Origin of the sequence: Nonomuraea sp. NBC_00507 (genome assembly GCF_036013525.1) — a bacterium.
Classification (GTDB): Bacteria; Actinomycetota; Actinomycetes; order Streptosporangiales; family Streptosporangiaceae; genus Nonomuraea.
This window is the reverse complement of sequence record NZ_CP107853.1, coordinates 6414741-6437942: the sequence shown is the minus strand read 5'-3', so window position 1 is coordinate 6437942 and position 23202 is coordinate 6414741. Positions and strand designations below refer to the sequence as shown.

The following is a 23202-nucleotide window of genomic DNA, read 5'->3' as shown; positions in this document are numbered from 1 at the left end:
ATCATGATCGAAGCAAGCGCTTGGGCAATGCTATCTCGCGGGCGGGCGGACGGAGAGGGCATGGCGGAAGACGTTCCGCGGATCCCAGCGGCTCTTGACCCGCTGCAGGCGGGCGTAGTTGTCCCCGTAGTAGATCGTGGACCACGGCACGCCGGAGGTGTTCCACGCGGGGTCGGCATGGTCGATGTCCGGGTAATTGATGTAGGCGCCACCGCAGTCGCCCCCGGGCACCGGCACGCCGCCCGTGGCCGCGAACGTCCGCTGGTGCAGGCGGCGCACCCACTCCAGGTGCGCGGCACCGTCCTGGCCCTCGTCCCAGGTGACCAGGTGGAGCGCCTTCAGGATGGACTGGCGTTCCACGGTGGCGGTCGCGGCGGACGGCACCGTGTTGACCTGGCCGCCGTACGACAGGAGCCACAACACGCCCCTGGAGGAGACGTCGCCGGCCTGGTGGAGGGCGTCGAAGGCCGCGTCCGCCTGTTCGTCGGCGAACGGCTTGCGCAGGTAGGCGGACTTGCCCTTGTAACGGCCCGACTCCGCCTCCGCGCTGAGCGACAGCGTCCGCACCGCCTGGAACCACGGCTCGCGCCTCAGCGGCGGAACGAACACCTGAGGGGTGACCCCGTCGGCCACGGCGGTGAAGTGGTCGCGCAGGACGCGCTCCGCGTCCGGCACGGAGGCGTCGATCTGGGCGGGCAGGATCATGCCCCCGGGATCGGCGCCCGCCTGGCGACCGGGGATCAGCAGGGAGCCCCACAGCGAGACCTGCGGGCTTGCCGGGGCGCTGTTGCGCAGGTGCCATTCGGCGTAGTTGCGCAGCAGCCTGCGGAACGACTCCTTGGTCATGCCGTCCCACGACCAGACGGCCACGCCGGACAGCACCTCGGCGGGCGGCTTGGGCAGCAACTCGGCCGGGTCGCCGCCCTTGGCGTTCGGGTCGCGCATCCAGTAGCGGGTGACGATGCCGAAGTTGCCGCCGCCACCGCCGGTGTGCGCCCACCACAGGTCGTGGTGGGGGTCGGCCGGGTTCCTGGTGGCCACCACGGCGCGGGCCCGGCCGGTGCGGTCGACCACCACGACCTCCACGGCGTGCAGGTAGTCGACCGTGAGGCCGTGGCGGCGCGACAGCGGGCCGTACCCGCCGCCCGCGATGTGGCCCCCGGCGGCCACGCCCCCGCATTGGCCGCCGGGGATGGTGACGCCCCACCCGAGGTAGAGCTTGCGGTACGCCTGCATGAGCGTGGCGCCGGCCTCGATGGCGAACGCGCCGCGCTCGGCGTCGAAGTACACCTCGGACATCTCGCACATGTCGATCACGACCTGGGCGCCGTCGCCGACGAAGTTCTCGTAGCAGTGGCCGCCACTGCGGACGGTGACGCGGCGGCCGGCGCGGACCGCCTCGTTGACGGCCGCGACGACCTGCTCGGTGGAGCCGACCACGTGGAAGTAGTCGGGCCGCGGCCGGAAACGCTGGTTCGTCCTGCGTACCGCCAGGTCGTCGTAGCGGGGGTCGGAGGGACGCACGACGACGGGACCGAAGGGCGGGCCGCCGGCCGCCTCCGCCGGCGTCGTCCATCCCGCGAGTTCCGCCGTCATCGCCACACCGCCGAGCGCCGCGGTGCCACCGAGGAATCCCCGGCGTGTGACCTTGCCCATGACCCACTCCCCCTGCCGTTCGTCCGGAATCTGCGTATTCGACGCTAGAAGTGCGGACGTGGCCGGAGAATGCATCCAGATGTACGCGGAGGTGGAGGTAGGACCACCTCTCCGACGACGGTCATGTCCGAATCCAGCCAGACGGCACGCCGGTCCACCCGCGATGCTCTGGTCTCAAACAACGCGTAACGGAAGGAAGATCAGCATGACCGACCAGGCGGCCCTGTTCCGCGCCCTGCACCACGGCGGCGCCGTGCTCGTGCTGCCCAACGCCTGGGACGCCGCCTCCGCGGCCGTGATCGAAGGCGCGGGGGCGCAGGCGATCGCGACGACCAGCGCCGGCGTCTCCTGGGCGAACGGCGCGCCCGACGCCCACGGGCTCAGCCGGGAGCGGATGGCGGCGGCGGTCGGCCGCATCGTGGCGGCCGTGAGCGTGCCGGTCACCGCTGACATCGAGGGCGGGTACGGGGACGTGGCGGCCACCGTACGCGCGGTGATCGAGGCCGGGGCGGTCGGCGTCAACCTGGAGGACTCCGGCGGGGCTCCCCTGCTTTCGCCGAAGGATCAGGCACGGCGCATCGCCGAGGCACGGGAGGCGGCCGACGCCGCCGGGGTCGACGTGTTCATCAACGCCCGCACCGACGTCTACCTGGCCGGAATCCCAGGGGACCAGCCAGCCGAGGTGGAGGAGCGGGCGCGGGTCTACGCCGATGCCGGGGCGGACGGGCTGTTCGTGCCGGGCCTGCTCGACCTGGACGCCATCGCCCGCCTGGCCGGCGGGCCGCTACCGCTGAACGTGATGGCCGGGCCCGGCGCACCGGCCGTGGCCGAGCTGGCGGCGGCCGGGGTCACGCGGGTCAGCGTCGGCTCCGCGATCGCCCAGTCCGCGTACGCGTGCGCCGCGCGGGCGGCCGCCGAGCTGCTGGGCGCCGGCACGTACGACACGCTCGCGGACGGCCTGGATTACGGCGGGCTCAACGCCGCGCTGTCTCCTTGAGCCCGTAGGTGTGGACCACGATGCCGGACGTGAACCGCGTCGACGTCTCATGCGCTTAAAGTCGCGCCGCCGGGCGGCCAGGAGCATGACTCAGAGCGCGAAGGCGGCCAGCACCGCCTGTCCGATCTGCCGCTGCACGGGATCGGCGTCCGGGCCGAACATGCGCTCGTCCACCTCGGCCACCGCCTCCTTCGCCGCCTCGAGGAGACGGGCGCCCTCAGGCGTGACCTCGATCGCCGAGGCGGAGCCGGCGCGGGCGGTGTGATCGTGCACCAGTCCCGCGCCGACCAACGCCTTCACCGCGGTGTGCACGCTCTGCACCGTGGTGCCCGACATCCGGGCCAAGTCGCTGAACGACACCCCGGGCACCACGGCGATGTGACCGAGCAGCCCGAGCCTGCTGACGGTGAGCTCCAGCGGCGAGAGGGCGGCGTTGAGCTCGGTCTCGATGCGGCGGGCCAGCGTCAGCAGGATGATGGAAGGGCTCGTCACGGGCGGGGCGGGACGGTCGTTGCTCACCTCCCCAGTCTCCCCTACCGAACCACGCGCGGCCCGTCAGCGCGGATCGCGGCGCAGAGGATGGTCGGGCGGCACCTCGACCAGGACGATGCGATGGCCGTCAGGGTCCGCGATCCACGACTCGACGAGCCCCCACGGCTCCAGGCGGGCCTCCCTCAGCATGGTGACGCCCGCCTGGCGCAGGCGTTCCTCCTCGCCCGCCGCATCGCGTACCTGCAGCCAGAGCGACACCGCCGGGCCGGCCCCGGCGTCGCTGTGCCCGGAGAGCTCGAGGAATCCCTGGCCCAGGAAGAACACCGTCCCTGGGTGGTCGGCCGGGCCGAACTCGCGATAGACGGCCAATCCGAGCGTCTCGGCATAGAAGCGGCGGCTGCGCCCGAGATCCTTCGGACGCAGCAGCACGCGGCTGCTCAGCACTTCCATGCCGCACCTGTTCCCCGGCAGGCCGCCGAAGACGCACGGCGGCGTCCAGGGAGGGAGGCGAGCGCCCGCGGAGACCGCTCGTCATTGCGCGACCTCGATGTAGTCCAGGTTCGGATTGCCGCCCGCGGTGTTCGCGGTGATCCGCACCGTGTTGGCGCCCGAACGCAGGGTCACGGGCACTGCGGCGGTGGCCCACGTGGTCCAGGCGCCGGTGCCGTTGAAGGGCTGGTCGGCGGCGACCGTGGCGCCGTTGACGGTGATCGTCGCCGGGCGCCCGGCGGTGGTGCCGTTGGCGTAGCGGATCCTGAGGGTCGCCGCTCCGGCGGCGCCGTTGACGGTCCACTCGACGTACGAGCCCGCCGCGTTGTCTCCGTTGACGAAACCCGTGCCGGAGAAGCCCGTATGGTTGGACTCGACCACGCCCTGCGAGATCGTCGCGTTCTCCGCCTCGTAACGCGTGACGCCCCCGCCGCCGCCCGGGACGGCCTTGTACGACCTGAGTCTCGTCAGCAGCAGATGGCAGTCCTGCAGCGAGCCCGACGTGTCGCCCAGCGACCGGTAGATGCCCCACTTGGGCCGCACCCGGTCGCCGAGGAACGTGTCCACGCCCGTCGTCGTCGCGTCCACCACCGTGGTGCCGCCGTTCCTGACGACCCACCGGACCGCGCCGGCCGAGCCGTCACCGATCTTGATCTCGTAGTCGATGTCGATCCACTTGTTGTGCAGCGGCTCCAGATCGGTCCGCCCGACCAGGATGTTCGGCTCGAAGATCTTGTGCTCGATGGTCTGCCGTCCGTCCACCCGGCGCAGCGAGGTGACCGTGATCGGCGACGTCCCCGAGCCGGGCATCTTGGTCTGGAAGATGTGGGTGAAGGTCGTGGTGGCCTTGAGCGTGCTCGGGATGTACATCGAGTACGTGACCCGCCACAACTCGCCGGTCTTCCAGGACAGGTAGCTACTGCTGGAGGTACGGTTGCCGGTCACCTCGTGCCGCTGCCGGTCCGTGCTGGTGTCGCGGTCGACCATGTGCATGGTGAAGCGATAGTTGTCGCCGTCGGGGCGGATGTGGGGCGCGCCCGCCGGATGGGAGTCCGCACGGTCGTCCTCGATGCTCTCCCACGCCCCCATGCCGTTGGCCGAGGCCGACGGCGACCACATCAGCTGCCACGTCATCCCCGACGGGAGCAGGGTGGGCGCCGCGAACGCGGGGCGCGCGGGCAGGAGAGGCACGGCGGCGGCCGCGCCGAGCAGGAGTCCGAAGCGGCGACGGGACAAGGGTTGTGTCATGTGGTCACTTCCTGGGGGGTGATTACTGGATGGTGGAACGGCGGATCGTGTCGGCGGAGCCGTCGCCGTTGTTGTCGGAGTTGGTGGAGCCGAACCAGATGGCGCTGGCGCCGGGCACCTTCTCGACCGCGCGGAGCCTGCCGTACGTGCCGTTGAAGTACGAATTGACCGTCGAGACGTTCTCGCCGTTGAGCACGATGCGCCACAGCCGCTGGCCGCGCAGCGCGGCCATGAAGACCGTGTTGTTCACGATGGCGATGCCGCTCGGCGAGGCCTCGGCGACGCCCCAGGTGTGCTTGGGGTTCGTCATGCCGGACACGCTGCAGGTGCCCTCGCAGGTGGGCCAGCCGTAGTTGCGGCCCGGCAGGATGAGGTTGAGCTCGTCGCGCGAGGAGTTACCGAGCTCCGACGACCACAGGCGGCCGGCCGAGTCCCAGGCCAGGCCCTGCGGGTTGCGGTGGCCGTAGCTGTAGACGCGGGTGCCGAACGGGTTGCCGGGCGCGGCGGCGCCGGTCTTGGTGATGCGCAGGATCTTGCCGTTGAGCGAGTCCAGGTCAGGGGCGTTGCTGGTCTGCTGGGCGTCGCCGGTGGCGACGTACAGGTAGCCGTCGGGGCCGAATCTGATGCGCCCGCCGTTGTGGTAGCGGTTCTTGTCGATGCCCTGCAGGACGCCGGCGTAGCCGCTGAGGGTGGTGCCGTTGAAGCTCATCTTGGCGATGCGGTTGCCTTCGGACGCGGTGTGCATGAAGAACACGTCCTGGTCGGTGGTGCCGTTCCAGGTGGGCGAGAAGTCCAGGCCCATCAGGCCGCCCTCGCCGTTGGTGGTTTGCGTGTTGGGCACGGTGCCGACCTGCGTCTTCGTCCCCGACGGGGTCACCTTGAAGACCCGGAACGTGTCGCGCTCGGTCACCAGCGCGAACGTCCCGTCGGGCGCCCAGGAGATGTCCCACGGCACGTCCCAGCCGCCGGCGACGCTGGTGGGCGTCTGCGGCACCGTACCGCAGGTGCCGGTGGCGAAGGACGCGGACGGCGCGCTCGGCGTGGACAGCTGGTTGGCGCTGTCGCGCGCCACGACGTGCACCTGGTAGGTGCGGGCGCATTCCAGCGGCACCGTGGCCGTGGTCGCGGGCGGGGTGCCGGTCACGGTGGCGAGCACGGCGTTGGTGGCGTGGTCGCGGACCAGGTAGGCGCGCACCCCGTTGTCGTCGGTGGAGGCGCCCCAGGTCACGGTGGCCGAGGTGGCCTGCACGCCGCTGACCGTGGGCTGCCCGGGTTGCGACGGCGGGTCGTCGGCGGGCGCGGGCAGCGTGCGGCAGTTCGCCTCGGGGCTGCTCAGCGACACGTTGCCGGAGGCGTCGCGGGCGAACACCGACAGCTGGTAGCCGAAGTCGGGGGTGAGCCCGGTCAGCCGGTACGGCGGCGCCGGAGCGGTCGCGATCTGCTGGCCCTGGTGGTAGATGTCGTACGCCACCACGCCGATGTTGTCGGTGGCCGGCGGCCAGTCCAGCGTCAGGGCGTTGTGCGCGACGGCGGAGCAGACCGGCTGCCCCGGCGAGGTGGGCTTCTCGGTGTCGCCGGGGCCGGTGACCCGGAGCCGGTCGAGGTTGGGCCCGCCGCCGTCGGTGGTGGCCGTGGCCCGGACCGTGTTGGCGCCCGCGGTGAGCGGCGCGTCCAGGGTGACCTCCTGCCACGTCGCCCAGGCGCCGGTGCTGGGGAAGGACCGGGCGGTGGCGACCGCGGTGCCGTTGACGGTGATGGTCATGGGCCGGTCGGCGGTGGTGCCGTTGGCGTAGCGGAAGGTCAGGGTCTGGGTGCCGGCCGCGGCGGCGCTGACGCTGAACTCGACGTAGGAGCCGGTCAGGTTGGCGTAGTTGACGAATCCGGAGCCGGTGAATCCGGCGTGGTTGGACTCGACGGCGCCCTGGGAGATCGTCGCGGTCTCCGCCTGGTAGTCGGTGAACGCGGCGGCCGGGGCCTCGGCGTCCAGGTAGTCCCAGTTGGGGTTGCCGCCCGCGCTCGCGGCGGTGGCCCTGATCCTGTTCGCGCCTGCGACGACCGGCGCGGTCAGCGTGAGCGTGGCCCAGGTGGCCCAGCTCGCGGTGGCGGGGAAGGACCGACTCGCCGCCACGGTCGTGCCGTTGACCGCGATGTCGCTGGGGCGGTCGGCGCCGGTGCCGTTGGCGTAGCGGAAGGCGAGCGTGGCGGTGCCGGCGGCGGGCGCGTTGATCGTCCATTCGGTGTACGAGCCGGCGACGTTGGTGCCGTTGACGAAGCCGGTGCCGGAGTAGCCGGTGTGGTTGGACTCGACGGCTCCCTGGGAGATCGTCGCGTTCTCGGCCTCGTACCGAATGGGTGCCGCGGCGGCGGGGAGGGCGGCCATTCCCATGACGAGTAAGCAGGCGATGGCGCAGGCCCGGGACTTGCTGAAGTTCATCGGGCGCTCCTGGCTGAGAGTGATGCCTCGAGTAAGAGATTGGAGCTCTAGATGGTTTTCCCGCAAACCGCCGCAGCCGTCAACACCTGGAACGATCCATTGTTTAGGAAAGTTTCCTAACTCAAATGCAGCGATCGCACGTCGAAGGCACGTGCCCGCGCCGTCGACCTATCGGCCGACGACGCGGCGTCACAACTCATCAAACGCTCGGGAATGAGGGATGGGATGTCTTCAGGCCCCGTGATCCTTCAGGTAGGTGCGTTCCGGGCGCCTCGGCCGACCGCCCACGGCCCCACCCGTACCACGGTTGCGTTCTTGATTGGCCCGCCGAGCGGGCGGCTCCAGCGGAAGCGGCCCCAGCCCAGTTTGGACAGCTTGGCCCGTGCCCAGCGCCGGTTCAGCCGCTCCATCACGATCTTGCCGCCCTCGGGGAAGCGGAACGATGGCGGCGTGCGGGTCTTGGACTTCCAGCGCACCTTCCACGTGCCATGGCCTCCACCAACTGCCGCGCTTGCTCGTGATAACCGCGCCTGCGATAGATGCGGCGCTGCTCCAGCGCGGTATTCCACACAGCACGGCGTGACCCTATCTGGCCGGGCGCCACCCGCGGTGGCCAGCGAGTAGTAGGTCAACACGCTGAACGGGCGGTTTTCCCGGTGTGAAAGCGCGCCACACTCGGCTGGTGCGCTTGACAGCCTTGGCCAGCCGGTAACCACCGTACTGGGGGTCCGCCGCGACCAGTGGGCGAATGTGCTCGGACATGACCTCCAGCTCCACCAGCCACCCCTTTCCTCGATCACCTCGCCGATGAGCTCCTCGAAACGCTCCTCAACCCGCGCCATGGCTTGAGTGCACGTGCCCCGGCGGTGATGGCGGACGAACCAGCGCCCCGGCTATCGCTCATCTGTTCGACCGATGCCACGGTATCGTCACAGAACGCGACGCTGCAAGTTGTTTTCGTTACAGCATGCTCAGGTCCCAGCGCCTTTCCACTCCGGACTTATCCCGCGACTGAACCATGGTCCGCACCCCTAGACATCCGATCGCATCGATTGCCTGAGGAAAGATCCCTAGAGGAAAATCCAAGGATCATTACTGTCAGATCCTCCCAGAATGGCAGCAAAGCACCCCTTGACCGCACCACCATCCCGCTGTATTCGTCGGATGTCTAGCAACATGGCCATCTCCATGAGGGAGCGATCCCGGTGAGACCCCGAGCCCGCGCAGCAACCCTTCTCCTCGCATTGATCCTGACCCTGCTCGTCGCCCCCGCCGCCGGCGCGGAGGTCGAGCACCCCCGCCAGCAATGGTTACGCGACTCCACGGCGGGCCTGTTCCTGCACTGGGGCATGTTCACCGCACCCCGCCATCTCGACTGCGCGACCTGGGAGCGCGACGTCACGGAGGGCGGCTGGACCGCGGACTACTGGGTCGACGAGGCCCGCAAGCTGGGCGCCTCGTACATCGTCCTGGCCACCTTCCACAGCAGGCTCGGCTACGCGCGCCCGTGGCCGTCGGAGATCCCCGGCAGCTGCGCGACGAAGCGGGACCTGCTCGGCGAGCTGGTGAACGCCGGCAAGGCGAAGGACGTCCGGATCATCCTCTACATGACCGACGACCCCCAGTGGCACAACGAGCAGGGGGTGGAGACACTCGACTCCGCCGCCTACTCCGCCTACAAGGGCCGCCAGGTCGATCTGACCACACGCGCCGGGTTTGGCATGTACAGCTATGACCTGTTCTTCGAGGTCATGGAGAAATATCCGGAACTGGCCGGATTCTGGATCGACAACGACAACGAGTACTGGGAGCAGAACAAGCTCTACGAGCAGATCAGGGAGAAGCGGCCGTCCTGGCTGCTGAGCAACAACAACGAGGACACGCCGATCATGGACACGGTCAGCAACGAGCAGAAGACCGGCATGACCCCGTCCTACGACTACCCCCAGGCGGCGTGGACGCCGATGCCGCGCCTGGTGGAGGCCGACTACAAGCTGCCCACCACCGGCGACTGGTGGTACGACGGCGGCAACCACCCCGTGGACTTCCGGCTCAGCACCGGCCGCTACATCACCAACGCCGGCTCGTCGATGAAGTCGCTGATGGCCGAGACCCCCATGGTGAACGGCCGCTTCCCGCCGCAGCAGGAGGCGTTCAACGCCTTCATGTCCACATGGGTGCCCCCGATCAAGGAGTCGCTGCAGGGCACCGAGGGCGGCGGCTACATGTACGGCGGCATGCGGCCCGGCTTCTGGAACGACGGCGCCCACGGCGTGATCACCGTCTCCCGCGACGGCGCCGCGGTCCAGTACGTGCACGTGGTGACCAGGCCCAGCACGGACATGGTGCGGCTGCGCGACAACGGCTACCGGGTGACCCGGGTGAGCGACCTGCGCACCGGCGCGCAGATGCGCTTCAGTCAGTCCGGCGGTTACCTGACGATCCTCGGCATCACCAAGTGGGACGAGTACGACACGGTGTTCAAGGTCGAGACGGCCGGCCGGCAGTTCTTCTACGACCAGTCCACCCTCAAGGCCACCGCCTCGTCGGCGCGCGAGGGGCACCCGGCCGGCGCCCTCGTGGACGGCAGCTTCGAGGACTACTGGGACAGCGACGCGCAGCTCCCAGTGTCGGTGACGCTGGACCTCGGCCGCGCGCGCAAGGCGTCCTACCTGGCGGTCAACCAGCGCGAATGGTCGCCCACGTACGCCAGGGAGACGTTCGGGCACCCGGAGGACTCCGCACGGATCAAGGACTACCGGGTCTATGTGAGCGACGACGGCAAGCGGTGGAGCGCGCCCGTGCGCACCGGCGCGCTGCCCAGCGCGCGCGGCGTGCAGGCCATCGACCTCGGCGAGCAGCATGCCCGCTACATCAAACTGGAGGTGCTGAACACCTGGGCAGGCCCGCAGGCGCCGCGCTTCGTCCGCCACTTGCAGATCGACGAGATCCAGGTGGCGCACGGCTACCCGCTGTCGCCGGCCACCCCCGTGCCGCTGGAGGCCGAACGCCAGCAGCGGTCCGGCGCGGCCAGGCTCGCCCCGTGCGCGGCGTGCTCCGGCGGCGCGCAGGTCACCGGGCTGGGTGGCGGCTCGCGCAACGCGATCACGTACCGCGAGGTGACGGTCGCCGAGGCCGGTGATCACCGGATCCAGATCGACCACACCACCACCGCGGCCACCTCGCTGTCGGTCTCGGTCAACGGCGCCGCCCCTGTCAGGGTGGCGGTCACCGGGGACAACGCGGGCGTTCCCGCCGCCACGGCACTCGCCGTGCCGCTGCGCGCGGGAGCCAACACGATCACGGTGTTCAGTGACGCCGCCAAGGGTCCGGGCATCGACAGAGTCGCGGTCGCGCCCCTGCCACCCACCTCGTACGTGCCCAAGACCACTATGACCGTCGAGCCGTCCGGGCTGCAGTGGGTCGGCCCCGGACAGCAGTCGATGAAGGTGTCGGCCAAGCTGCGCCTGGACGTCGAGGACGCGCTCGACCAGGTCGAGCTGGCCCCCGCCGTCCCCGCCGGGTGGACGGTCGAGGGCGGCCCGGCCACGGTGGCCACCCTGCGGCTCGGGCAGACGCTGGAGGGCTCCTGGACGCTCACCTCGCCGCCCGGCCAGGACGTCGCCTCGGCCGACATCCCGATCAGGGCGTCGTTCCAGGTGCTCGGCCGGCCGAACACGGTCACCAGGCAGCTCCGGGTCCGGTTGCGCCCCGCCGACCGCGTGTTCATGCGCGAGGCCGAAGACTCCCGCAACCAGCTCGGCAGCGCGGGCATCACCAACTGCGGGCCGTGCTCGGGCGGGCAGAAGGTACGCAACCTCGGCGGCGGACCGGACGCCTCCGTGTTGTTCGAGAACGTCACGGTGGACACGGCCCGCCAGTACACGCTGTACATCGACTTCACCGTCAACGGCCAGCGTTCGTACTTCGTGACCGTCAACGGCGAGCCGCCGGTCGAGGTAAAGGTGAGCGGCACCGGCAACAACACCCCCTACACCACGTCCGTGCCGGTCACCCTGCGGGCGGGGGCCAACACCATCAAGATTCACAACGACACGGCGGCGGCGCCCGACCTGGACCGGATCTCCCTGGGCTGACCACTCCGCTCCCCCGCGTTCGTCGTCGTCCGTCCCACGCTGTGCCAAGCGGACGACGACGAACCCGGCGTAAAGCCGTCCCATGTCACGTTCCAATTCAATTCTTGAGGAAGTTAATTAGTGCTACGATTGCCGTCATGCATCCTCGGCTCACCAGCACCCGCGCTGAGGCCACCGTCTTCACCATGGTGCTCACCCAGGGTCCGGTGACCCGAGTGGAGATCGCCAGGCGCAGCGGGCTGTCGTCCGCCGCCGTGACCAAGGCCGCCCGCCCGTTCATCGAGGCAGGTTACCTGGAAGAGCTGGAGGCCACGGAGCGTACGGCGCCCGGCGCGGGGCGCCCGGCCAGCCCGCTGACGATCAGGGCCAACCGGGAGTTCTTCGCCGGCGTGAAGATCACCGATGACGAACTCATCGGCGTCGTCACCGACCTGCGGGCCCAGCCCCTGGTGTCGGCGCACCGCCGCCTGGCCACGACCTCCCCCGAGGGCGTCGTCGAGGCGCTGGCCGAGCTGGTCGCCGACCTGCTGGCCGGCGATCCGGCCTACGGCGAGCGCTGTCACTGGCTGGGGCTGGCCGTGTCCGGGGACGTGGACAAGGCGCTCGGGTTGGTGCGGTACTCCCCCTTTCTGGGGTGGCGGCAGGTTCCGCTGGCGCGGCTGGCCGCCGAGGCGACGGGGCTCAACGTCACCGTCGAGAACGACGTCAGATCGCTCACCGTGGCCGAGCAGTGGTTCGGCGACGGCGTGGGGGCGTCGTCGTTCGCGCTGGTCACCGTGGGGGCTGGAATAGGGTGCGGGCTGGTGGCGAACGACCGGGTGGTGGCCGGCGCGCACGGCGTGGCCGGGGAGATCGGGCACATCCCGGTGGGGGGCGAGGAGCCCGAGTGCCACTGCGGCGGGCGCGGCTGCGTCGAGGCCATCGCTGGGAGCGCGCCCATCGTGGCCGCCGTACGCGCCGTCACCGGGGACGCTTCGCTCACCATCGACGCGGCCATCGACGCCGCCCACGCGGGGAATACGGCGGCGCGGGAGGTCTTCGCCCGGGCGGGGCACGCCATCGGGCTGGGCATCGCGGCGATGGCCAATCTGTTCGGGCCCGAGCGGATCATCGTGACCGGCGATGTGCAGGGCCTGGCCGCCTATGACCTGTTCGAGGAGCAGATCAACCGGTCGTTCATCAGCCAGGCGTTCGGCGCGGCCGCCGACTCCCGTCTGCTGCTGCGGCCGCGGACCTTCGAGCAATGGGCGCGCGGCGCGGCCGCGGTCGCCATCCAGACCCTCTTCACCTCCCAGGAGCGCTGACTTGACCGCCGCCTCCGGTATCTGGCAGCCACACGACGGAACGCCACGGCCACCGGAGGAGATGCGCTTCCAGGCGGCCGGCCTCACCTTTACCTGCACGGCCACCCCCTTCCCGCCGCCACTCGCCACCGCTCCGGAGCCGACCACAGCCGGAGGCGACGCGGGCCAAGCGGCCCGAGCTGAGCAGGGCTCGACGTCCTTCGAGGACGCGCCCGACTCCACGGGCATCGCGCCTGAACCCGGCGGCACCATGCCGAGCAGCACCGAGCCGAGCAGCACCGAGCCGGGCGACGCCACGCCGGGCGGCGCGATCGACGCTGGAGCCGGGGTCTTGGGGAGCGGTGAAGGCGGCGGAGTGAGGTGGGTGGTTGCCGAGACTGCCCCAGGCGTGCTGGAGGTGCGGGTCACCCCCGAGGGTGGGGCCACGGTGCGCCTCGGGTGGCGGGTGCCGTGTGTGGACGCGACCGCGTTCTGGAGCGCCGACGGCGGCGAGCATCGCGGATTGCCACCGTTCTGGCGGCGCCCCCGCACGGCGGCTCTGGAGAAGAACGCCCCCGTGGGATGCCTGGTGGGAGCCGGGGACGTGGCGCTGTGCACGTACGCCGCCGCCGAGGTCGTCAGGCCCGTGCGCACCCGCACCGGAGTGGTGGAGGAGACCGGCGAGTTCGGGTTCTGGATGGAGCACGAGGCCGAGCCGGGGAACGGGGTGGTGCTCCGGCTGGACCTGACCCGGCGGCACTTCGCGACGACGCTGGCCGAGGTCGCCGAGTGGTGGGGATCGCGGAACGGCCTGGCCCGTGACGTCCCGCGGGCCGCGCGCATGCCCGCCTACTCCACGTGGTACGCCATGCAGCAACACGTCGACGCCGCGAGCGTGGAGCGGCAGGCGGCCCCGGCGGCCGAGCTGGGCTGCGAGGCGATCATCGTGGACGACGGCTGGCACAGCGACGACCGGGGCCGCGGCTACGGCTACGTCGGTGAATGGGAGCCCTCCCGAACCTCATTTCCTGATATTTCGGGACACGTGGCGAAGGTTCGCGGCGAAGGCCTCGCCTACCTGCTCTGGTACGCCCTGCCGTTCGTCGGCCGCCACACAGCGCTCTGGGACCGCGTGCGACCGTACACGCTGGCCTACAAGGAGCACATGGACGCCGCCATCGTCGACCCGCGCTACCCCGCCATCCGAGACCTGCTCGCCGGCCACCTCACCCGGGCGGTCAGGGAGTGGGGCATGGACGGCCTCAAGATCGACTTCATCGACCAGTTCGCGGTCGAGGACCCGCCGCCGCCGGGCCCCGAGGCCGACTGCGCCACGGTGAACGAGGGCGTGCGCAGGCTCCTCACCCAGTTGCCCGGCGACTGCCTGGTCGAGTTGCGCCAGCCGTACGTGAGCCCGGGCCTGTGGCCGTACGCCACCATGATCCGCGCCTCCGACTGCCCGCTCAGCCCCGCGCACAACCGGCAGCGCACCGTGGACCTGCGCCTGATCGCCGGCCCGCTGGCCGTGCACGCGGACATGCTGATGTGGCACCCGGACGAGAGCCCGCAGCGCGTGGCGGCGCAGCTGATCAACGTGCTGTTCGCGGTCCCGCAGATCTCGGTGGACCTCACCGCGCTGACCCCCGCGCAGGAGGAGGTGCTGCGGTTCTGGTTGTCGTTCTTCAGGGACCATGCCGACGTGCTGCAGCGGGGCCGGTTCGAGCCCGCCCGGCCGGACCTGACCTACCCGCAGGTGACGGCGAGCTCCGGGGACACGGTGATCACCGCCAGGTACGCGCCGCTGCCCGTCCGCGTCCCCGAGGCCGGCACGTTGTGGCTGGCCAACGGCGACGCCTCCGCCGACGTGCTGCTCCAGGTCGCCACGCCGGGCAGGGCCCGGGCCACCGTGGTCGACTGCCGGGGCCGCACCGAAGGCGACGAACTGGTCGACCTCGCCCCCGGGCCTGTGGAGGTCACCGTGCCCGAGGGCGGGCTGCTGCGGCTGGAGCGGCAGGGTCAGGCGGGCCGGAGCCGGTCACGCAGCTGAGCCTCGTAGAGCGAGGACGGGAAGAGTCCGGGCTGGCCGGCGCCTTCGACGTAGCCGGCGGGCTGCTGGAAGGGCCCGTCGCCGGTGATCGTCCCGCGGCAGCCGATGGCGTAGTTCTGCGCGGTCGGCGGTTTCTGGACGATGAGCCTGCTGGTGGCGACGTCGCAGTTCCAGGCCACCGAGTGGGCCGCGGACCAGCCGTGCGAGGTGCCGTAGCGGCCGCGGTTGTACAGGCCCAGCGTGTAGTCGTAGTGCGGGTCCACGTCCCGGTGTCCGTCGAACAGCAGGCCCTGTGACCAGCGGCGGTGGCCCTCGCTGGAGTTGAGCGCGTATTCGGCGGTGCCGCGCAGGAACACCACGCCGGAGACCGTGCTGTGCCCGTTGGAGACGAAGGCGTGCCTGGCCTTGTAGGCGTGGCAGTCGCGGAAGAGCACCTGCTGGGAGTAGGTGTACGTGTTGAAGTTGTAGCGCCTGCTGCCGGTCACGATGCTGACCGGGTCGATGGCCCGGCAGTTCTCGACCGTGGCCCGGGTCGTCTCCTGGGTGGCGACGCCGGCCTGGGTGAAGTGCAGCATGGTGCAGTCGCGCACCCACGAGTCCTCGGTACGCAGCAGCACGATCGCGTTGTACGCGTGGTCCTCGTCCTGCTCGGGGTCGCCGTGGTATTCGATGTCCACGCGCAGCCGTTCCACGCCCACCTCGGTGACGAGCCCGGCCCTGTCCCACGTGTAGAGGTAAGAGGTGGCGTGGGCGCGGTTGAGGTGGTTGAAGACCGGCACGTCGATCGTCACGACATTTCCGGACACGTCGCAGACGTAGCGGTTGTAGATGATCGGGTGCTCGCCGACCTTCCAGGGCGGCCCGACGTCGTGACCTCCGTAGTCGATGGCCTTGAGCCACTCCTCGGTGCAGGGGTGCGTGATGACGACGTTGTCGCCGGGGCGCAGCGCGCCCGGGCTCGCCACCTCGAACGAGCGCGATCCCACCTGCACGAACCCGGTGGTGATCTCGGTACGGGTGCCCGGGACCTCGCCCTTCCAGCCGCCGCCCGCGACGCCGCCGGCCACGATGACGTTGCGGTCCTTGGGGTTGTTCCCGGTCGCCTTGACGATCGTGTTGCCCGACGGGTCCTCGCCGTCGCCGACACCGCGTAACACCGTGCCGCTGGCACGCACGTACACCGTGCCCGCCACGGGGTACACGCCCGGCAGCAGGAGCAACGCGCCGCGGCGGGCACGCGGCAGTGCCCCGATCGCGTCGAGAGCCGCCTGGATGTGGGCGGTGTTGTCGCCCTCGACGGGCCGGATCGTCTTGACGACCGGCACGTGCGGGATCGGCCGCTCGCCGTTGCGGTAGCCGGCGTGGCTGAAGTCGGGGACGCGGTTGGCCTCGGCGTCCTGCTCGTAGGCCAGCCGCCCCCACCGGTCGTAGTGCACGAGCCGGGACTGCCACGGCTGCGTGGCGGCGGCGGGCCGTGAGCCGGCCGCCGCGGTCAGCGCCAGCGCGCCGCCTGCGGCCAGCACGGCGCGCCTGCTGAGGTCATGTGCCATAGGGGTCCCTCACTTGATGACGATCTTGTCGAGCTCGGGCGAGCGCGCGGTGTGGCTGTAGAAGCGGATCGTGTTGACCCCGGCCACCAGGTCCACCGGCACGGTCGCGGTGGTCACCGTGTCCTTGGTCCCGGTCATCGGCACCTGGATCGCATCGCCGCCGTTGACGCTGACCGCGTACGTCTGGGAGCCGTCCACCAGCGCGTGCACGGTCATCTGCCTGGTCCCGGTGGTCTCCGACAGCACGCCCTTGACCACGGCGTAGTCGTAGACGTTGCCGCCGATGAGGATCACCTTCCGCCCGCCGGAGCAGACCGCGCAGTAGGCGGGCTCGGCCGCGCCCTCCCACACGTTGCCGGGCCGCTCGGCCTCGTACGTGCCGGGGCTCCGGTCCGGCGGCGGCAGCGTGACCGGCGGCGCCGCAGGCCCGAGCTGGTCCGCCTTGAGGCCCTTGACCAGCAGGTACGTCTCCTGCAGCCCGGCGCTCCTGATGCTGCGGTAGATGCCCCACTTGGGCCGGTTGTACTGCTCCGGCGTCCACCACAGGTCGATGTTCTCCACCTTCTGGTCGACGATGGTCCGCGACCCGTCCCGCAACACCCATCGCATGTAGCCGTCGTCGGCCGACTTGAGCTCGATGGTGACGCCGACCCACGTGTTCTGGATCGGCTCCAGGTCGGCGGTGGCGAAGTCGTGGGACTTGTTGTCCTCCAGCGTCCAGTAGCGCGCCGCGATCTTCGGCACGCCGTTGACGACCGGCAGCGACAGCTGCGCGACCGGGGTGCCGATGTCGGACGTCTTCAACTGCCAGATGTGGGTGAAGCTGGTGGTCGCGTCGAGCGTGTCCGGAATGTACATCTGGTACGTGATCCGCCACGTCTCGTCCTTGCGCATCTCCAGCGGCCGGCCGTCGGCGGCTCGCATGCCGCGTACCTCGTTCCGCATGCGGTCAGAGCCGTCGCGGTCCTCCAGGTGCGCGTCGAACCGCCAGGCGTTGCCCGCGACGTAGACGTGCGGCTGACCCTCGGGGTGCGAGCCGCGCCGGTCGTCCTCAAGCGCCTCGAACGCTTTCACGCCGTCCCGCCACGGGCTCGGACTCCACCGGGTCTCCCAGCGCGGCGCCCCAGCCCCAGCCTCAGCCCCCGTGCCGGCCCCGGCCTGGGCCGGTGGGGCGGCGGCCAGGAGCAGCGCGAGCACCGACAGCGTGCCGGCCAGGCGCAGGCCCCTCATCAGGTCCTCACCCCGCGGCGACAGGCGTGGAGGTGCGTGACGCCGGGGCAGGAGCCGGGGGCGCCGATACGCGACAGGGGGGCTAAGTCGCCGCCCGATCGTCTGGTCGTCATCAGAGTGCTCTCCTCAGGTGAAGCGTGAATCCGCCGTTCGGGGCGACGGCGAGGTCGAGCTTGCCCCCGGCGGAGACCGTGACGGTCTCGGTGGCGATCCGGTCACCGGGGGCGTCCTGGAAGATCTCGGCCGTCCACTCCCCCTCGTCGAGGAAGTCGAACGGCACGGTGAGCGTGCGGGCCTCACCGGACACGCCCGCGCCGACGTACCACTCGCCGCCGCTCCTCCTGGCCAGCACGATGTGGTCGGCGGGGTCGCCGGACAGCAGCCGCGTGTCGTCCCACGCGGCCGGGACGGTGGACAGCAGCCGCAGCGCCTCCGGCCGGGCCTGGTAGGCCTGGATGGAGTCGGCGAAGTGCTGGATCCCGGACTCGAAGAGCACCGACAGGGCGAGCTCGAATCCGGGCGAGATGGCCCGCACCGCGGTGAACGTGCACGGCGTGAAGTCCATCGGGCCCTGCACATTGCGGGTGAACGCCAGCGACAGGTAGTGGGTGGCCGGGTAGAGCGGCTCCTTGCCGGGCTTTGGCTTGATCCATTCGGCGCCCTTGACCGCCTCGGCGGTCATGAACTGCGGCCAGGTGCGCTCGGTGCCGCGCGGGATCGTGCCGCCGTGGAAGACCACCATGAGCCGGAGCCGGGCGGTGGCGGCCAGGATGGCGTCGAACCAGCGCATCCGGTCCTGACCGTCCGACTCGGTAAAGTCGATCTTCACGCCGACCGCGCCCCACTTCTTCCAGAGCGCGAGCTTCTCGCGGTGCTCCAGCTCGGTGTCGACGTGCTGCCAGTGCGACCAGAGCCACACGCCGACGCCCCGGTCGCGGGCGTAGGCGATCAGCTCGGGCATCCACTCCTTGTTCCAGCCGGCGTCCGCCAGCAGGTACGGCCAGCCGTTCGCGGCGGCGAAGTCCACCCAGCGCTTCTGGGCCTCCAGGTCCCGCGTGGAGGGTCCGTCGGACCACCACGACCAGGCGGCGGCTCCGGGCCGGATCCAGGAGGTGTCCTCGACCTCGGACGGCGCGGCGAGGCTGGTGACCAGGTCGCTCTCGACGATCGTGGCCAGGTCGCCGACGATCATGGTGCGCCACGGAGTGACGAGCGGGCTGGCCGCGGTCACGTACGGGTCCGGCAGGTCGAGGCGGAAGGCGCGGCCGTCGAAGCGCAGGCGGGAGCCGGCGTATCCGGCGTCCAGGTTCGACTCGGTGATCAGCATCCAGGCGTCGCCGGCCTGGAAGAGCGACGGGTATCCGTACAGGATGGGCTCGGCGCCGGCCACCGTGGTGTGCCGGTGGATCTCCTCGTAGTCGCAGCGCCCGTTCTCGTACGGCAGCAGGACCGCGCGGGCGTCACCCGGCACGACGTACTCCGAGATCTCCTCCACCACGGTCACCGGACCGGTCCAGGGAATCGCGTAGCGGTAGGCCACGCCGTGATCGCCGACCCGGATCAGCAGGTCGAGCCGGTGCCCGCCCGCGGTGAACGACAACGTCCATTCGCCGGCCGCGTACCGATGCTCGCGCCGTTTCCCGGTCACCGTCCGGTAGGACTCCTCGACTCGCCGCTCGGACATCCCAGCCGCGACCAGCCCCGTGCTCAGATCCGCGTGGGCGGTGCGGACGCCCAGCCTGGACGGCTCCAGCACGGTCCGTCCCGCGTGCCGCAGCCCCAGCGTGAGCTCGCCCGCCGCGGACAGGTCGAGCACCGCCTCCAGATCCCCGTCGCTCAGCGTCCAATTCGGCACGTGACCCTCCATGGTGAAAGAGATAGGAGGAGTAGATCGCGTCCTGCCACCCGGCGACGGCGCTGCCGCTCCGGCCACGCAAGGCACCCGACGCTCCTCACAATGCGCAAGAGCCTAGGTTGCGACGGGTTTCAATTCAATTCTTGACGAAGTTAATTAGTCGGTCTACGGTGCGGTCATGCCTCACGGACTGTCGCCACATGACCGCACCACCCCGGCTATACATCCGACCTCTAGTGCCCGGCTGGCGGAGTTCCGTGAGCAACGGTTCGGGCTGTTCATCCACTGGGGCCTGTACGCGCTGGCCGCCCGGCACGAGTGGGTCAAGCAGCGGGAGCGACTCACGGACGAGCAGTATCAGCCGTACTTCGACCATTTCGACCCCGACCTGTTCGACCCGGACGCGTGGGCGGAGGCGGCGGCCGGCGCCGGCATGCGCTACATGGTGCTGACGACGAAGCACCATGACGGCTTCTGCCTATGGGACTCGGCCTACACCGACTACTCGGTCGCGCACACGCCGTACGGCAAGGACCTCGTCGGCCCGATCGTGGAGGCCTTCCGCGCCCGCGGGCTCGGGGTGGGCTTCTACCACTCGCTGATCGATTGGCACCACCCGCACTTCCCGATCGACGGCCTGCACCCGGCGTACGTCGAGGGTGCGACTCCCGATGACCGAAATATCGGGCTATACCAGTCCTATTTGCACAACCAGGTTGAAGAGCTGCTTACCCGCTATGGCCGAATCGACACCATGTGGTTTGACTTCTCCTACTCGAAGCGGGTCAGGAACAGCAAGGGCACACCCGGCGGCAAGGGCGCCGCGGACTGGCGTTCGGAGGAGCTGGCGGCCATGGTCCGCAGGCTGCAGCCGGACATCCTGATCAACGATCGCCTGGAGATCCCCGGCGACTTCACCACGCCCGAGCAGTTCCAGCCGCCCGCCCCGCCGGCCGAGGTCTGGGAGGCCTGCCAGACGCTCAACGGCAGCTGGGGCTACGACCGCGACAACCTCGACTACAAGCCGGTGGACCTGCTCGTGCGCATGCTGGTCGACACCGTCTCCAAGAACGGCAACCTGCTGCTCAACGTGGGGCCCAACGGGCGCGGCGCGTTCGAGGCGCGAGCGCTGGAGTCGCTGCGCGGCATCGGCGCGTGGACGCGGCTGCACGGCCGCTCCCTTTACGGCGCCGGTCCGAGCACGTACGAGGCGCCGCCGGACTGCCGCTACACCCAGCGCGGCAACCGGCTCTACGTGCACCTGTTCGCCTGGCCGTACAAGCATCTGCACCTGCCCGGGCTGGCGGGCAAGGTGCGCTACGCGCAGTTGCTCAACGACGCCTCGGAGATCCGCGTCCTGGCCCCCGACCCGGCCGTGGACAGCGGGCACACGAAGCTGGGCGCGCTGGCGCCCGGCACCCTGACCCTGCAGCTCCCGGTGCAGCGACCCGACGTGGCCGTGCCGGTGCTCGAGCTCTTCCTGTGAAAGACCCCCCACGGAGATGACCCCATGGAGATGAACCGTCGGCAGATGCTGGCCCTGGCGGTGGCCGCCGCCGCGCTGTCCGCCTGCGGCGACAGCCGCCAGCAGAAGCAGGCCGCGGCCCCGGTCAAGTCCGGCGCCCAGGTGATCGACCCCAACCGTCCCAGCAGCGACGACTGGCCCTTCGAGGAGGCCGAGCAGCTCAACAACTCGCTGACCTGGCCGAAGACGAATGTCCCCGACCCGGCGTCCAAGGTCGTGATCACGCTGGCGTTCACCACGGACGCCGTCACCGAGGTACGCAACGCGCAGTTCGACTTCTTCTTCAAGAAGCGCCATCCGAACATCGAGATCAAGCGCGAGTCGGCGACGTTCGACCAGTTCCTCACCAAATACATGGCGCAGGCGGCCGGCGGCACGCTGCCCGACGTGCTCTACAACCACTACTCCTGGACGCAGAACCTCATCGCCAACAAGGTCCTGCAGCCGCTGGACGACTACATCGCCAAGACGCCCGAGTTCGACATGGACGACATCCCGCAGCGCGGGCTGGGCTACTTCCAGCGGGACGGCGCGCTGTACGGGTTGCCCACCGACATGGCGCCCAAGCTGCTCTTCTACAACAAGGACCTGTTCGACAAGGCCGGGCTGGACTACCCGGACGAGACCTGGACGTGGGACAAGCTCTTCGAGACGGCCAAGAAGATGACCAACGGGTCGGGCGTGGAGAAGATCTACGGCGTCTCGCCGATGCCGAAGCCGTCGCCCGACCTGAGCTCCGTTTACCTGCTGCCGTTCGGCGGGCGGTTCCTGGACGCGGCCGAGTCGAAGGTGATGATCGCCGAGCCGGCCGCCAGGGACGTCATGGCCCGCTGGCTGGACCTGCTGCTCAAGGACAAGGCGACGCCGAGCCTGGCCGAGCTGCAGCTGCTGGAGAAGGTCGATCCGTTCAAGTCCGGGCACGCGGCCCTGTTCGTCAACGGCGCGTGGGTCATGCTGGAGCTGTCCAAGCAGAAGGCGTTCAAGTGGGGCGCCACGCAGGTGCCCAAGGGGCCGGAGGGCCGCACCACCCCGGCCGTGGGCAGCGCGCTGGTCATGGCGGCCTCGTCGCAGAACAAGGGCGCCGCCTGGATCTACATGCACGAATACCTGTCGGCCTCCGGCTACAAGTTCCGCCGGATCGCCGCGCCGGCCCGCCAGTCCGCGTGGGAGGACACCGCCAAGGCGCTCGGCATCCCGGCGGAGGAGGCGGACCTGGTCAAGAAGATCATGGCCGACTACGCCTCCGACGACGGCGTGCTGCGGCTGCCGGCCAACAAGAAGGTCGTGGACACCGCCCTGCCGATCTGGGAGCGGGCGCAGCTCGGCAAGATCAGCGTGGACGACGCGCTGAAGGAGATGGTCGACAAGGTCACGCCGGTCCTGAGCGAGAACAAGATCGCATGACCGCCGTCAGCCCGCTGGCGCGTCGTGAGGCCCGGCGTTTCCACCTGTTCGTCTCGCCGTGGCTGATCGGGTTCGTCCTGTTCAGCGCGGGCCCGATCGTCGCCGCCGTGGTCCTGAGCTTCATGAAATGGAACCTGCTGCAGACGCCGTCGTGGATCGGGTTCGGCAACTACGCGCGCATGTTCAACGATCCCGAGTTCTGGGAGTCGATCGAGAATACGGTGCAGTACGGCCTGGGCTCGGTGGCGCTCGGCGTGACGTTCACGTTCGTGCTGGCGTTGCTGCTCAACCAGCCGCTGCGGTTCCAGGGCCTGTTCCGCACCGTGATGTACCTGCCGTCGGTGGTGTCGGGCCTGGCCACCGCGCTGCTGTGGATCAACATCCTGCACCCCGACTACGGGCTGATCAACAAGCTGCTGGCCTCGGTCGGCATCGACGGACCCGGCTGGCTGGCCTCGCAGGAGTGGGCCATCCCCGGGCTGGTGCTGATGAGCGTGTGGGGCGCGGGCAACACCATCGTCATCTACCTGGCCGGCCTGCAGGGCATCCCGAAGACGTTGTACGAGGCGGCGGAGATCGACGGGGCCGGGTGGTGGCGCAGGTTCTGGAACGTCACGGTGCCGATGATGTCGCCGGTCATCTTCTTCAACGTGGTGACCGGGTTCATCGCCGCGTTGCAGAGCTACGTGCTCATCCTCGTCATGACCGAGGGCGGACCCGGCAACGCCACCATGGTGCTGGGGCTCTACATCTACCGGCAGGCGTTCGTCTACTTCGACATGGGCTATGCGGCCACGCTGTCGTGGGCCATGTTCGTGCTGGTCATCATCGTGACCGCGATCCAGTTCAGCCTGGCCAGGCGCTGGGTGCACTACGAGTTCAAGTGAGGTCCCCC

At 70.1% G+C, this 23202-nt stretch carries 16 protein-coding genes; 7 read left to right on the top strand and 9 right to left on the bottom strand.

What is annotated here, in order from left to right:
* Positions 1-30: 30 nt before the first annotated feature.
* On the bottom strand, positions 31-1656 hold the full coding sequence (locus tag OHA25_RS31080) for an FAD-binding oxidoreductase (protein WP_327580508.1): 1626 nt from the start codon (positions 1654-1656) through the stop codon (positions 31-33).
* A gap of 205 nt (positions 1657-1861) precedes the next feature.
* Between OHA25_RS31080 and OHA25_RS31075 the strand changes: the two genes are divergently transcribed.
* Positions 1862-2653, top strand: coding sequence for an isocitrate lyase/PEP mutase family protein (locus OHA25_RS31075; protein ID WP_327580507.1), 792 nt, complete (start codon positions 1862-1864; stop codon positions 2651-2653).
* A gap of 90 nt (positions 2654-2743) precedes the next feature.
* On the opposite strand, the gene OHA25_RS31070 is transcribed toward OHA25_RS31075, so the two are convergent.
* The 5 genes from OHA25_RS31070 to OHA25_RS31050 form a co-directional block, all read right to left on the bottom strand.
* Entirely contained in the window at positions 2744-3172 is a 429-nt protein-coding gene (locus tag OHA25_RS31070; RefSeq protein ID WP_327580506.1) for a MarR family winged helix-turn-helix transcriptional regulator, read from the bottom strand.
* Positions 3173-3208: 36 nt separating this feature from the next.
* On the bottom strand, positions 3209-3595 hold the full coding sequence (locus OHA25_RS31065; protein ID WP_327580505.1) for a VOC family protein: 387 nt from the start codon (positions 3593-3595) through the stop codon (positions 3209-3211).
* Between the two features lie 81 nt (positions 3596-3676).
* Positions 3677-4882: a carbohydrate-binding protein gene (locus OHA25_RS31060; protein WP_327580504.1), complete on the bottom strand. Its 1206-nt coding sequence runs from the start codon at positions 4880-4882 to the stop codon at positions 3677-3679.
* A 22-nt stretch (positions 4883-4904) separates the two neighbouring features.
* Positions 4905-7316 (bottom strand): PQQ-dependent sugar dehydrogenase, encoded by a 2412-nt coding sequence (locus OHA25_RS31055; RefSeq protein ID WP_327580503.1) that lies wholly within the window; start codon positions 7314-7316, stop codon positions 4905-4907.
* Between the two features lie 248 nt (positions 7317-7564).
* The gene (locus tag OHA25_RS31050) at positions 7565-7792 is read right to left on the bottom strand and encodes a hypothetical protein (protein WP_327580502.1); all 228 of its coding nucleotides are present in this window, start codon (positions 7790-7792) and stop codon (positions 7565-7567) included.
* Positions 7793-8521: 729 nt separating this feature from the next.
* Here OHA25_RS31050 and OHA25_RS31045 point away from each other — a divergent pair.
* The 3 genes from OHA25_RS31045 (at position 8522) to OHA25_RS31035 (ending at position 14743) form a co-directional block, all read left to right on the top strand.
* Positions 8522-11413: a CBM35 domain-containing protein gene (locus OHA25_RS31045; protein ID WP_327580501.1), complete on the top strand. Its 2892-nt coding sequence runs from the start codon at positions 8522-8524 to the stop codon at positions 11411-11413.
* 137 nt (positions 11414-11550) lie between these two features.
* Positions 11551-12717: an ROK family transcriptional regulator gene (locus OHA25_RS31040; RefSeq protein WP_327580500.1), complete on the top strand. Its 1167-nt coding sequence runs from the start codon at positions 11551-11553 to the stop codon at positions 12715-12717.
* 1 nt (position 12718) lies between these two features.
* A complete protein-coding gene (locus OHA25_RS31035) occupies positions 12719-14743 on the top strand; it encodes a glycoside hydrolase family 36 protein (RefSeq protein WP_327580499.1) in 2025 nt (674 codons plus the stop codon).
* On the opposite strand, the gene OHA25_RS31030 is transcribed toward OHA25_RS31035, so the two are convergent.
* From OHA25_RS31030 to OHA25_RS31020, 3 genes are all read right to left on the bottom strand, one after another.
* Positions 14713-16293 carry a hypothetical protein gene (locus OHA25_RS31030; protein WP_327580498.1) on the bottom strand — a complete coding sequence of 527 codons (1581 nt, stop codon included), beginning with the start codon at positions 16291-16293 and terminating at the stop codon, positions 14713-14715. The two genes, OHA25_RS31035 and OHA25_RS31030, sit on opposite strands and share 31 nt — an antisense overlap.
* A 9-nt stretch (positions 16294-16302) precedes the next feature.
* Positions 16303-17523, bottom strand: a complete 1221-nt coding sequence (locus OHA25_RS31025) for a hypothetical protein (protein WP_327580497.1) — start codon at positions 17521-17523, stop codon at positions 16303-16305.
* Positions 17524-17635: 112 nt separating this feature from the next.
* Positions 17636-19378, bottom strand: a complete 1743-nt coding sequence (locus OHA25_RS31020; RefSeq protein WP_327580496.1) for a glycoside hydrolase family 97 protein — start codon at positions 19376-19378, stop codon at positions 17636-17638.
* A gap of 178 nt (positions 19379-19556) precedes the next feature.
* Here OHA25_RS31020 and OHA25_RS31015 point away from each other — a divergent pair, with 178 nt between their 5' ends.
* From OHA25_RS31015 to OHA25_RS31005, 3 genes are read left to right on the top strand one after another with little or no spacing between them, the layout of a single operon-like run.
* Entirely contained in the window at positions 19557-20864 is a 1308-nt protein-coding gene (locus OHA25_RS31015; protein ID WP_327580495.1) for an alpha-L-fucosidase, read from the top strand.
* Between the two features lie 24 nt (positions 20865-20888).
* Positions 20889-22307 carry an ABC transporter substrate-binding protein gene (locus OHA25_RS31010; protein WP_327580494.1) on the top strand — a complete coding sequence of 473 codons (1419 nt, stop codon included), beginning with the start codon at positions 20889-20891 and terminating at the stop codon, positions 22305-22307.
* The gene (locus OHA25_RS31005; protein WP_327580493.1) at positions 22304-23194 is read left to right on the top strand and encodes a carbohydrate ABC transporter permease; all 891 of its coding nucleotides are present in this window, start codon (positions 22304-22306) and stop codon (positions 23192-23194) included. The genes OHA25_RS31010 and OHA25_RS31005 overlap by 4 nt, the downstream gene beginning before the upstream one ends.
* The last annotated feature ends 8 nt before the right edge of the window (positions 23195-23202 follow it).

Excerpts from the sequence above, each read along its gene's own strand:
- OHA25_RS31080 (WP_327580508.1), bottom strand. The coding sequence starts at position 1,656 with ATGGGCAAGGTCACACGCCGGGGATTCCTCGGTGGCACCGCGGCGCTC.
- OHA25_RS31075 (WP_327580507.1), top strand. The coding sequence starts at position 1,862 with ATGACCGACCAGGCGGCCCTGTTCCGCGCCCTGCACCACGGCGGCGCC.
- OHA25_RS31065 (WP_327580505.1), bottom strand. The coding sequence starts at position 3,595 with ATGGAAGTGCTGAGCAGCCGCGTGCTGCTGCGTCCGAAGGATCTCGGG.
- OHA25_RS31060 (WP_327580504.1), bottom strand. The coding sequence starts at position 4,882 with ATGACACAACCCTTGTCCCGTCGCCGCTTCGGACTCCTGCTCGGCGCG.
- OHA25_RS31055 (WP_327580503.1), bottom strand. The coding sequence starts at position 7,316 with ATGAACTTCAGCAAGTCCCGGGCCTGCGCCATCGCCTGCTTACTCGTC.
- OHA25_RS31040 (WP_327580500.1), top strand. The coding sequence starts at position 11,551 with ATGCATCCTCGGCTCACCAGCACCCGCGCTGAGGCCACCGTCTTCACC.
- OHA25_RS31030 (WP_327580498.1), bottom strand. The coding sequence starts at position 16,293 with ATGGCACATGACCTCAGCAGGCGCGCCGTGCTGGCCGCAGGCGGCGCG.
- OHA25_RS31025 (WP_327580497.1), bottom strand. The coding sequence starts at position 17,523 with ATGAGGGGCCTGCGCCTGGCCGGCACGCTGTCGGTGCTCGCGCTGCTC.
- OHA25_RS31015 (WP_327580495.1), top strand. The coding sequence starts at position 19,557 with ATGCCTCACGGACTGTCGCCACATGACCGCACCACCCCGGCTATACAT.
- OHA25_RS31010 (WP_327580494.1), top strand. The coding sequence starts at position 20,889 with ATGGAGATGAACCGTCGGCAGATGCTGGCCCTGGCGGTGGCCGCCGCC.
- OHA25_RS31005 (WP_327580493.1), top strand. The coding sequence starts at position 22,304 with ATGACCGCCGTCAGCCCGCTGGCGCGTCGTGAGGCCCGGCGTTTCCAC.